This window comes from Polaribacter sp. Z014 (genome assembly GCF_023555435.1).
GTDB lineage: Bacteria > Bacteroidota > Bacteroidia > Flavobacteriales > Flavobacteriaceae > Polaribacter.
Map to the genome: position 1 here is coordinate 58,308 of NZ_JALCZP010000013.1, position 13,125 is coordinate 71,432.

General features: G+C 30.8%; 6 protein-coding genes and 1 pseudogene. All 7 read right to left on the reverse strand.

Features of this window, described 5'->3' with window-relative positions:
- Window positions 1–22: 22 nt before the first annotated feature.
- Window positions 23–1,138 (reverse strand): annotated as a pseudogene (locus MPF19_RS13735) (heparinase II/III family protein); the annotation flags it as partial.
- The gene (locus MPF19_RS13740; RefSeq protein ID WP_249988665.1) at window positions 1,135–1,914 is read right to left on the reverse strand and encodes a DUF4350 domain-containing protein; all 780 of its coding nucleotides are present in this window, start codon (window positions 1,912–1,914) and stop codon (window positions 1,135–1,137) included. The pseudogene MPF19_RS13735 and the gene MPF19_RS13740, both read right to left, overlap by 4 nt.
- Before the next feature lie 38 nt (window positions 1,915–1,952).
- Entirely contained in the window at window positions 1,953–4,415 is a 2,463-nt protein-coding gene (locus MPF19_RS13745; RefSeq protein ID WP_249988666.1) for a glycoside hydrolase family 88 protein, read from the reverse strand.
- Between the two features lie 29 nt (window positions 4,416–4,444).
- The gene (locus tag MPF19_RS13750) at window positions 4,445–6,619 is read right to left on the reverse strand and encodes a polysaccharide lyase family 8 super-sandwich domain-containing protein (protein ID WP_249988667.1); all 2,175 of its coding nucleotides are present in this window, start codon (window positions 6,617–6,619) and stop codon (window positions 4,445–4,447) included.
- 74 nt (window positions 6,620–6,693) lie between these two features.
- Window positions 6,694–8,391 carry a RagB/SusD family nutrient uptake outer membrane protein gene (locus MPF19_RS13755; RefSeq protein WP_249988668.1) on the reverse strand — a complete coding sequence of 566 codons (1,698 nt, stop codon included), beginning with the start codon at window positions 8,389–8,391 and terminating at the stop codon, window positions 6,694–6,696.
- 12 nt (window positions 8,392–8,403) lie between these two features.
- Window positions 8,404–11,421, reverse strand: coding sequence for a SusC/RagA family TonB-linked outer membrane protein (locus MPF19_RS13760; RefSeq protein WP_249988669.1), 3,018 nt, complete (start codon window positions 11,419–11,421; stop codon window positions 8,404–8,406).
- A gap of 442 nt (window positions 11,422–11,863) precedes the next feature.
- Window positions 11,864–13,117, reverse strand: coding sequence for a DUF2264 domain-containing protein (locus tag MPF19_RS13765; protein WP_249988670.1), 1,254 nt, complete (start codon window positions 13,115–13,117; stop codon window positions 11,864–11,866).
- Window positions 13,118–13,125: the final 8 nt, after the last annotated feature.

The following is a 13,125-nucleotide window of genomic DNA, read 5'->3' on the forward strand; positions in this document are numbered from 1 at the left end:
GGCTATAAGTCTGGGCTGCCTTTAAAATTACATCTCTGTTATAATCTAAATCACTGTCATTGTTCAATGGTCCAAAACCATCTGGTCGCATTGACTTCGCAATATAATCACACATTTTCTCTAGGGTTTGCGTAAATAATACCGGAAGCTTTTTACCTGCTAATTCACAAGTTGTTTTAAATTCTTCAAAATTCATCCAGGTTACATAATGGTAATGAGCTGTTAGTTCATTTTGAACCCCATCTGAGTATACTTGATCTTTTATGCTTTCTGTCATTTTCAATATAGCATAATTTATCCACTCATTAGACTTTTTGTATTCTGGAAATTTTGCCGCAACTTCAGCCAATCCGGATAATTCCATTGTTAACCAATTACCTTGCTTCTTATGATAATTTCGGTTGTAATCGGCATGATCTGGTAAACTACTTAACATTAATAGCTATGTTGCAGGAGAGATTTGGTTATTATTAATCAATCCATAAAAAATACGTGTCCATACCTTACTTCTGAAGCAAACTTCCAAACCTCTCCATATTGCTCCTCCACTTAGTTTAGCTGGATAAGGTTGACTTTTAATTATAAAATCTCTTAAAAACAAGTCTAAATAATTTAGGTACTTAGAATTTCCCGTTTTATTATACGCCTCAAAAACACTATCTAATTGCTTATGCCTGTTGGAAAGCCAAGCCCATTCTTTATCATTATTAGGACCTGTGTAATACCAATCTCTATGTCCATCTAACCCCCACGGTACTTGTCCTTTTACATTTTGTACGGTAAAAATGTTCTGTAAAATAGTATCTACAGAAACATCAATTTCTTCTGTTTTTTCGGGTTGTATTCTTCTCAACTCGCGTCCAGTATTACTCGTTTTATAATAGTTAAGCAACTGATTACAAGCTTCCACTAAATTCCCTTTTTGATACGAATCTTTTACTTTTTCTAGACCCAAATAATCAAGATTGAATTGATCGAACATCTTTTTTACTATCGCAGGATAATTCTCGACCAAATCCTTCGAGGTTTTAATTTGCTTCCAATCTGTCTGTGCATGTAAAACTACCGAAAAGAAAAAAACAACTGAAACTATTAGGGTATTCTTTAAATTTACTTTCATATTTAGTTTCAGAATCATTTTGTTGTTAATACCTCTACTAAATTCCGAGCAGCCTGTTGGTTGTTAAATTCGGTTGGTAGACTATAATGACCAATATATTCATTATAGAGCCAAGGATCTCCAATTGCAACAACTTTTCCTTTACCATAAGTTGCTTGAGCAATTATAATGTTTTCTTTATCTTTTAAAACTGGTGTTGCGGCATTCTTACAAGAAATAGAACTTAATCCTTTAATAAAAATCTTACCAACTCCTTTAAAAAATTGATTGTCAGGTAGATTTACAAAACTACAACTATCAAAATTTCTAAATTTTCCCAGTTTTGGTTTTTCCTGATAAAGTGCATCCTTATTAAATTTTAAATCAAACTTAGTTGCCAATAAATTCAAACTATCCAAATCACAATTATTAAAATCATTTGCTAAAATCAAAAGTGTACCACCATATTTAACCCAATCAGCTATTATAATAGCCGTTTTTGCATCCATAAAATTAGGTTTTATAGCTTCTTGATTATTATCTGGATCAACAATGATGTACACCTTGGCATCTTTTAAATTTTGTTTATTTGGCTTTAATTTTAATGAAGACAGCGTAAATCCTTCCTCACGAAATAATTTACCAAATTCTGAAAAACCGGTTGATTTTTCATCATCCCATAAATAGTGATATGATTGTTCTGTTTTACCTTTTACTTCATTATTATAATAGTTATCAAGTAAAATTTGATTCTTTTGTGCATTACATAAAGACGGTAAATTAAATAGGAAAACTAAAAAAAGTATATATTTCATAAATGCAAGGGTTTAAATTATTTTTAATTCTATATTCATTATTTTTTTGATTCCATTTTATACATTTCTTTTCCTGCTAGTAAAAAACCTCCTGTAGCATAAACATGCCAGTTTTTTGCTGTAAATGGTTTAGGATCTATCCCTTCTGGCTGCACATTACCAAGCCTACCATTATTGTTTACATTGTTACATAGCGCAATCCATCCTTTTTCTACTTGAGCTGTATACTTCTTATCTACTAAACCATTATTTAAACCATATGCTAAAGCATATACAAAGAATGAACTACCACTAGTTTCTCCTTTATTTAAGAAACTTGGATCTAACAAACTAACGGTCCATAAACCATCTTTACCTTGTAATTCTAATAGCTTAGATGTTATCTCTTTAAACATTGTTTCATATTTAACTCTATTAGGATAATCTTTTGGCATTACGTTTAGAATTCTTGCCAAACCTGCAACAACCCATCCATTACCTCTACTCCAAAATACCTTTTTATCATTTTTTGCTGTATCAACAAAATAACGATCATCTCTAAACATTAGAGAATCCTCTTTAAAATACAAATAATCTGCCGTTTTCCAGAACATTCTATCCATATAGTCTAAATACTTTTTTTCGTTTGTACTTTTATACATTTGAGCAAATGCTGGTGGCGCCATAAATAAGGCATCGCACCAAGTCCACCATTCATCAAAATAAGGATTGCCTGCAAAAGTAACGTCTGCTCTATAAGCCCTACGAGTAGCCAAATGTATATCTAAAGCATATTTAGCATTTTCTATCATTTTTGGGTCTTTCTCTAAATTATACAACCAAGCCCAATTAGCCGAAATAGCCAAATTATCTGCATATAAAATCTTAGGATCTAACTGCCAATTAGCATGTTTACCAACATTTATCATTTCTTCTTTATAACGCTCTTCTTTTGTTATATCATACAAACTTTGTAATCCTATAAAATATGTTGCCCAATGCCATTCTAAAATTCGTTTTAAATTATAAGGATTTGCAAATTGCCAATCTGCAGTTTGTCTCATTACATCTAGTATTTGATCTGGATTTAAAGGATCTGAAATTTTAGGAGATTCAATATTTAGTTTTATTGAACTCTGAAAACGTTCCTCAAAAGACAATCCTGTCCAAGAAGCATGACTGTAGTTTATATAATTTGTATTCTGCATCCACATAACTTGTAATGGATTTCCTTTTTTAGCTCCTCTAACAGCAAATGGTCTTATATTATTTTTTGTAGAATTTTTGGTTACTGGATATATTTTCCATGATTTACCATCATTCTTTGTTACCCATTTCTCTATTTCAAAAAAGGAATCTCTTTTAACTGATAAATAAACTTCATTAGGGTTTTCATGATCAATATTCATTCCTCCTGAATAATTTTGCTCTGCTTCTTTAGTACCTTTCTTGGTATTCATAAACCAATTTCCTGAATTCACAAGGACATTATTTAACCATTTCTTACCAGTCCATTTTGCATAATTATAATAATGCGTGCTGTCTGTTGGAAAAGTTGCATACATAAGAACTGGATTCCCTTTTTCATCTTCAGCAACATCCCAATTCCATGCTTTTGCTTTTTCTTCTTTAGCATTATAAACTAGATCTAACTCGTTTGGATACAACGGTAAATCCGACAGGTCTTTAATTTTAGTACCGTTTGCTTTATAAAAAGTTCCGTCTTCATAATAGGTGTAGTAGATATTATTATTTTTTTCATTTCTAGGATGCCCATCAGTAAATACAAAATGAATTTTACTATCTCCGTTAGAATATACTTTTGTATATGGTCTTCTAAAACTATAAATTGGATCTGGTTTGTATAAAACCTTACCTTTAGCCCAAGTATTTCCTGTATCATCGCTAAAAGAATAACCAGGTTTACCGTCTATACCTCTCCAAAAAAGAAATATGCGTCCGTTTTCAGATTTTAACCTGATAGGGTTGCTGTAATCATGATTCATAGAGGCATTTTTGGCCTCCTTTTCTTTATCATCATTTAAAAACAAATGCTGTTCTTTTTCCCATACTTTAATATCTTCTGGGTTCTTTGATTTTATTAAAAACATAGGATGCGGAGAACGTGATGTTCCATATCCATGTCTTGTAAAAAATACCAACAATTTTCCTTCGTCATCAAATAAAATAGAAGGATTATCATGATCATCTATCTCATGTTCATATTTTAAAATTTTAGTTTCTATATTGTGAGTGTCATGATCATAATACCCAATAGTAATATTTCCATAATTATCTACCCAACCACCATAAGTACGTTTGTATTTACCCTCATAATAAACTGCTCTTGGATCTGAAAACCAACACCAAGCACCATTAAAAGCCATTGATTTATATGCTTCACTATTTTGTGCTTCGGTTTTATACGTTTTGGTTTTTACTGTTTTTATTTGGGCTTCTAAGGAGCTCAATGTTCCTAAGAATAGTATAGTACCAACTATAATTTTTAGTCTATTTTTCATGAAATTATATCTATTTAAGTATTAAACACCTATTTATTTTGTTCTATATCAATTATTACGGATGAACCTGCTTTATCTTTACTGGGTAATGTAACTGCTAAATGATCTAAGCCAGTAATATCTAAATGCAATTTTCCTATTTTTCTTGTTGGATCTGAAATTGCTATTTTTTTAACTTTACCTGCTTGCATGTGTAAAATTACAATTCCAGGAGAGTCCATTGTTAACCAAGTATTTTTAGCTATTTTTATTTTTTCAGATTGATAAAATACAGCCTGTACTATTTCTAGGTCATTATGTTTTACGGCTTGTACTTTAGATGTATTCACTAAAATTTCTATACCTTTTTTCTTTTCTAAATTTTCTTTTTTAGCATTTGGAACTACAATGTATTGGTAGGTTACATCCTTAGTATCCATTTTCCCTGGATACAGCCATAAGTTTTCTCCTTGGGGTCTTTTGCCATGATCTAGCCATAATTTAAACACCTCTATGTTTTCTATATTTTTTGAAGAACTACTTTGTTTATTTATAGAAAACCAACTACCAGATTCTATTCTGTTACTTAATTTAACCGTAGTAGCTTTAGGAAAAATATAACCGGTATTATTTGTATATACCCAGTCTATATTTTCCAAAATATGATTTCCGTTTTCTAAAACTGTTTCTTTACCTTTTTGCGATATATACACATTTCCTTTTAATAAATTTTGCTCTATAGTTGTAGCTATAGAATTATTAAAATCGTTTGAAGCTATACCAGCTCCCATACAAACATATTCATCATCAAAAAAGAACCATGATTTTTTTGCTCTTATATTGTCATGAGGGCTAATAAAATTCATCCCTACCACTCCATATAAACCATCTGTAGTAGCACCAACAAAATCTGTTAAACCATCTTTTTGTATTTGATGTTGATTTGGCAATTTCTTTTTTTGAAGTACTGTTGTCCCTGGTATCTTTTGCCAATCATAAGCAGGCCATATATTAAAATACTCTTCTCCTGTAACTGTTAAATGGTTACTACCATCTGCTCTATGATGATTAAATATACCTTCACTATTATGTGCTAATTCAATATTTCTATTTCTAATAGAATACATTCTTACGGTAGAAAAATACTTTGGCCTTTGGAAAACAAACAGCTCCGACTGCCAAAAAAACTTACTAAATGAAATTGTAGGACTCTTTATTCTATTTTTTCTTAAATCTATTATTTCTTTTAATTCTGATCTTCTATAATCTGAAAATTCTAACATTTGTTCTACAGGAAAACTACTGTATCCTTTAAAATCCTGAAACCTTGTAATTTCTCTGTTTTTAACTCCTGTTTCTTCATATTTTCCAAAAGCTGTTTGTTTTACAACTCCGTCTAAATAATAATCCACTAAAAGTTTAATTTTTTCATTAGAAAAAGCATATTTGGTATTGTTTGTATAACAAGCCCATTCTACCAAGACATTAGCAAATTCTTTACCATAAGTAGCTGTATTGTTTTCTCTATGTACTCTATGGTGAAAACTAAAGTCGTTTTGGATACCTCTTTTTCCTGTATTTAATTTTATTTGATCTTCTATTACTTGTAACGTGCTTTCAAAATTTTCTTCATCTCCAATTAGCAGATAGTTTTTTGCCTCTATACTACATATTTTTACTCGGTCTCCACTTTGCCTTGCCCATACAATATTTTTATTGGCTCTTTTTATAATTGGCTGAGCACTTTTTAATATATCAGAATCTATATCTTCTTCCATTATTAAAAAGATATTTACAAATGCCGTAGGTACCAGCACAATATTATACCACCAATTAGCAGCCATATAATTATTAGTACACCAATATTTTAATCCACTATTAATTGCAGCTTTAAGACCTTTATTTTTATATAAATCAGACTCTTTATTATTATAATAATAAGCCATTACTAGTATATTTCTGACATGATTTTTATGATCAAAACCAGTATGAGACAGGTCTTCATAATTTATACCCGGCCAACTCCCATCTTTATTTATAGAATTTAATGAGTTCTTAGCTACTTTATAATCATTATCTAAACCAATAAGATGTTCATAAACAAATGTTTTATCTAGGTTTTGAATAGCATCTTTGATTACTTGACTCTTTACTTTATTTAAATCTTTTTGAGCAACTAAATTAAAACCTATTAATAAGCAGGATAATAGTATTATTTTTTTCATATAAGGAAATTAATGTTATTAAAACCTCACCTATTTAACGCATTAAAATAGGTGAGGTGAATAACTAAATTTTATTAATTAGTATAACCTGGGTTTTGTTCTAAAACCTCTAACGTATTTCTCTCTATCTCTGAAAAAGGAATAGGAAATAAATTATTATAATCTTGAATAGTAACTCCTGAATACGGGTTAAATTTTCTAGTTCTTTCAACTAATAAACCTAATCTACTCAACGTCATTCTTCTTGGTTCTTCATAATTTAATTCCCTTAACCTTTCGTCTAAAATATAATCTATATTTACTTCTGATGATTTTACTGGTAGCGCATTAGATCTTTCTCTAACCATGTTAATGTCATTAGCTGCTAAATCTGTATTACCCTTAGCTAAATATGCTTCTGCTCTTAATAAATATGTTTCTGCAACTCTCATTAAATACCAATCATGATATGTAATTCCTGCTAAACTATTAACTTCTCCTGTTTCTACATTTGCTTTAATAAAATCTGGGTGATCGTTTTTAGTTGTAACTTTTGTTATATATGGGGTATAAAACATCATCGTATCTTGCTCTGTTAAACCATCTTTCCAAGATTGAGGAAAATCACTCGTTTTTTTCCCAAACCAACTAGACTTCGGATTATCTACTGTCCAATCTCTTTGTATGTTTCTTTCATTATTTCTTTGATCAATATCCCAATTTCCATTTTTCCAAATTGTTTGAGTAAGGTACCCTGTAGGTGTAACAAAGGCTACGGGTCTACCTCCTTGTTGCGTAGTTGGTCCAAAACAAATATTTATTCCTTCTGGTTCGGGAGTTTTAATTTGAAAATAAATAGGTCCGTAATTACGCTCAAAACTAAGTGCATTACTATTATTATAGTTATAATTATCTTCTGCACCACCACCGGCAGTAGTATTGTCTACCTGTATTACAAAAATCCCCTCGGTGTTACCACTATTTCTATTTTGATTTCCTGCCTGATGTAAATCCCAATAAGGATCTCCATCTTCTTTAGATCTGCTACCAAAACGAGAAGTCATTAATGCTATATTAGGATCATTTATAACTGCACTAGAAGCTATAATTGCTTTGTCTGGATCTCCAAGCGCTAAATACAACTCTGCTAAAAGATGGTTGGCAGCTGCATTACTTGCTTTACCTCCCGATGAAACATTTACTACGGTTGGTAATACAGCAGCAGCATCTTCTAAATCTTTAATTGCAAAGGCTAATGTTTCTTGCTTTGTAGCTCTTTTAAAATCTCTTTTAGGAGACGTTATTTCTTCTTCTACTAATGGTACACCTCCATATAAATGCACTAAACATCTATAAGCATATCCTCTAAAAAATTTAGCTTCTGCAATATGTATTGCTTTCTCGGTTTCAGATTGATATTCTATACCTTCAATTCTACTTAAGATTACATTAGAATTAAAAATCATTCCATAATAATTACTCCAATAAGTAGAAACAATACCAGATGTTGGTAGTAAAGTAGAATTATAATCTCCCAAATAGGCTGTTTTAGATCTAGAATACTGAGCTAAATCTGTACCATAATGTAAGTATGAATAATCCCAATATTTACCGCCATTATAACTTCTTATTCTGTTATATTGATGGTTTAATGCTGAATTAATATCTTGAGGTTTATTATACGAGTTATTCGGACTTAAAAAATCTTTTGGAGTTTCTTCTAATAAATCATCACTACATGAGCTAAATGAAATGAAGAAACCTAAAATTAATAGGTATTTTAATATGTTCATCTTGATAAAGTTTTAAAAAGTTAAGTTTAATCCTACTGTATAGCTTCTCATTACAGGGTAAGCTCCTGTTTGAAATCCTATTCCTGCTTCTGGGTCTACACCTTTCCAGTCTGTCCATGTATGTAAGTTTTTACCAGAAATAAAAAGTTTTAAATTAGTTATAGAAAGTTTTTCAATTATTTCTTTAGGCAGATTATAAGCCAAACTAACATCTTGTAATCTAACAAAACTTCTATCTCTATATAAATTTGGATCTATAGGATCTAAATAATTTAACCCTGATGATTCTCCGTTAGGGTTAGTTGGTGTCCAATAATCTAATTCTTTTACTGTATTAAAAGTTGCAATTGTATGTGCTTGCCATCCAAATTCTGATTTTTTAGGCGTATTGTTGCCCAAGTATCCATCTTTACCTCCTTGAACAGAATTTATAAAAGCACTTAACGTAAAGTTCTTGTACTTAAACTCATTATAAAGACTAAAACGGTAAGCTGGCTCTGTATGACCAATAATTTTACGATCTCCACCAGCTGTTATTTTTCCATCTCCATCTAAATCTTTAAGTATATAATTTCCTGCTGTATAACCACTAGGGATATTTGTATCTCCTATTTGGTATTTTTTATCATCAACAACATAATCATAAATTGTACCTATAGATTCTCCTATGAAAATTCCGTTAGAAATTAAATCGTCTTCTTTTCCATCTCCATCATCATCTCTACCCAATATAGACACTACTTTATTATCGTTTGTAGAAAACACAAAAGAACTATTCCATTCAAAATTATCACTTTTAATATTAACTGTGTTTAAATTTATTTCTAAACCACGGTTAGAGATTTCTCCTATATTACTTCTTACAGAGCTAAACCCTGTGATACTAGGTATATTTATATTAAATAATAAATCTTCTGTTCTACTATTGTAATATTCTACATAACCATTAATTCTATTATTAGCAAAACCAAAATCTACTCCTAAGTTAAGACCTGTTGTTGTTTCCCATCCTAAATCATTATTAGCTAAAGAAGTAATTCGCTGACCATATGCAGGAGAACCTCCGTCTCCAAAAACGTATTGAAAACTACCACTAACAGTAGCCAACGTACCATACCTACCCAATGTTCTATTACCACTAGAACCGTATGACCCTCTTAATTTTAAATTGTCTACCCAAGGTAAATTATCAATTATAAATTTTTCTTTACTTGCTACCCAACCTAAAGCTACTGATGGAAATGTTCCAAATTTTTTATTTGTTCCAAAACCAGAGAAACCATCTCTCCGAACTGTAAATGTTGCTAAATATCTATTATTAAATTTGTATTTAAACCTTCCCATTTGATAAAGACTTCTTTCATCCCAAGCACTAGAACTAACTCTTTGATTTTCTATATCGCCAGACTCTAAACTATTGTACCCTAAGGCCGGATTAATAAATCCTGAAGCAGCGGCATTTGTTGCTTCTCCATCCCTTTCTTCAGAACCATATAACAGCGTTACATTTAAATCATGTTTATTAAATTTCTTTATATAGGTTAAAACATTATCTAAAGTTTGATCTTGAGTCATAGAATTAGATTTTGATGCTGAACCTGTAAAGTTTAATCCATTTGGATTAAATTCATACGCTCTTTGTGTTCTATAATTTGTAGAATAATTAACTTTATATGTTAATCCACTAACATAAGGAACATCTATTGTTGCAGAGAAGTTACCAAAAAGGTTAAGTCTTTTATCAAAATTATCTACCTCTAAAGAAGCTAATGGATTTATATCATTCCCTTGAGGGTAGTAATTTAATGTACCGTCTTCATTATAAGGTTTTGTTAATGGTGATACAATTATAGCATTTCTAATATTTGCTGCTGCACCAGAGTAATCTCCGCTAGACACAAAAGTCTGCATTCCTATTTTTAACCAATCTGTTACTTTTGTATCAAAATTAGCTCTTACATTGATTCTTTCATAGGTATCATTTTTAGCCCAACCATCTTCTTCTGTTAATCCGGCAGATAAAAAGTACCCCGTTTCACCTGTACTCCCAGTCATACTTATATTTGTATTTTGTACAAAAGGAGTTTGAGTTACTAAATCTAACCAATCTGTATTTGTACCATCTTCATATCCTTGTATAATTTGGTCAAAACCAGACCAAGTTGTTTTAGGGTCAAACGTTGGATTTGGAGTTGTATAATCCGGAGAATTATAAGCTTGTTCCCAAGAAACGTCCGATGCTTTTTGGATATAACCATCTCTATCTAAAGGATGTAATCTTTTTAAAGGAGAAGAAACGGCATAATAGGTTGAAAAATTGTACGTCGGTTTTTGAGCTTTACGCCCAGTTTTTGTAGTTACAATTATAACCCCATTTGCTGCTTGAGAACCATAAATAGCTTTAGAACTAGCATCCCTCAACACATCTACTGATGCAACATCAGAAGGACTAATATCGATTAAACTACCTCTATATATTACACCATCTAAAACAATTAAAGGAGATGTACTTCCAGACAATGAATTTCTACCACGAATAGATATTGATGGTTCTCCACCCGCTCCAGTAACAGTACCAACATTCAGTCCTGTTACAGCGCCTTGTAACGACTGTACAATACTTGTATTCGGTTGGTTCTCAAAGTTCTCCACCTTTGCTCTTGTTACAGAACCTGTTAAATCTGATTTTTTTTGAGTACCATAACCAACTACTACGACCTCATCTAATTCTGACACTTCAAATTCTAAAGAAGTATTAATTTTAGAATTTCCATTTACGTTAATTAATTTAGTTATAAATCCTAACAAACTAAACTCTAACTGAGAGTTACTCTTAACTTTTATAGTAAATTCACCATCAAAATTTGTTAACACACCATTTACCGTTCCTTTCTCTATTACATTTGCCCCAATAATTGGCGTTCCTGTTTCTGCTTCTTTTACAATACCTTTTACAGTAATATTTTGCTGAGCAAATACTGTTATTTGATATAAAAGAAAAAAGAGAAAAATTAATTTTTGTTTTTTCATGAAATTAGTTTTGAATTATTATAATTATTGTTGTTTGATTAATTAATTTGGTTTAATTAATTGTTCACATATTTCTGTTTTTAATTATTAGTTGACATAAAAAAAATATTTACTCAAAAATATAATTAGACACTCAACTTTGCTTATATATAAGTATCAAATACTAGTAATTTTGTAACAAAACCAATAAATACAAGGGGTTAGAAGGAAATTAAAAAAGATTTTTTTTAAACAAATAGATAAGGTGTAAAAAAATAGAATCCCTTTTTAATTTAGAAACATTTCTAAAAAATAAAAATAGATTACTCCAGATAAAAAAAACTTACTTACAGTTTTTTTGCTATAAATAAGATTTAAACTAGAGTCAATATCCTAAAATCTGTGTAAGTTTTGTAAGTTTTAAAACCTCAGATCAAAACATGATCTGAGATTTTTTATTTTATTATTTACCATAATACTCGTGCTGACTATTAATTTGTTCTCCACTCCAAACTCTTTGCTGAAACCACTTACTTGCCTTATCCGTCCAAAAAGGATCATCTGCAGGTAAACCTAACTGCGTTAATCCCATAGTACACATATACAATGCTCCCGTATAAGAATAAACATCTGCAGCACTAATTTGTTCTCCTACTACACCAATGTTTAACCAACCTTCTTTATCAAAAGTTCCTGGCGCATCCATTAAACGTTTTGTAACTGCCATTAAAGCCGCTCTAGTAGATCCCGGTTTTAATATTTTAGGCAATTCTTTCTGGTAGGCTATATATCCTAAATGCTGAAAAGATGCAATACGATATACTGAAGATCTTCCTATAACTGGATAAGTGCCTTCTGGAGATATTAAGTGTTCTTGAATTTCTGCATATCTCTTCGCTCTTCCCATTGCAATAGAATAGAACTCTTGTAAAGAATCATTTTTTTCTTTACAAACTTTTAATGTTTCTAATAATAAAGGTTGAATAACAAAACTATTGTAGTAATCCCAATGAAATTGAGGGCCATCACCATATACACCATCGCCCAAATACCAGTCCATATGTTTATCTACCCCTACTTTAATTTTTTCATAATCACACGCTCCTGTTAGTTTCCAAATGGTAGCTTCTATAACAGACGCAAAAAGCAACCAATTATTATTAAAAGGTTTAAATTCTCTATGTGTTTTTAATGCTGAAATAACATTCTCTTGCTGTTTTTTAGTTAGAGGGTCCCATAATTGTTTAGGAGCAATTAATAAAGGGTATGCAAAATATGCGTTATGCACAATGCGCTCATAGGTTTTTGTTTCATCTGAAAACATAAAATCTGGAGAACTAGGGTCTGTAGCATTTATAAGCCCCGTTCTAGCCATCTTTATATACTTTTTTCTTAGTTTTCCTTCATCAGAATTATCTTCCCCTAAAGATAACCAAGGTGACAAACCTGATAAAGAACGCCCAAATGCCTGTATAGTTGTTAATCTAATATCTGCTTTTCTTGTTTTTTCCCATGGTTTACGTGGCAAGTCTTTATCTAAAGTCTCTTTATTAATTGCAAATAATACTGGGTCTACAATTTTTTGCATTAATTTAATAGAGTACGCTCTATCTTCCGCTCCTGATGTAATCTTATTTAGATCTACTTTTTCTTGTGCAGAACAGATTACTGATACGATTAAAATTGAAAATAAAAATGTGTTTTTTATAAAAGTCATAGGTAAAA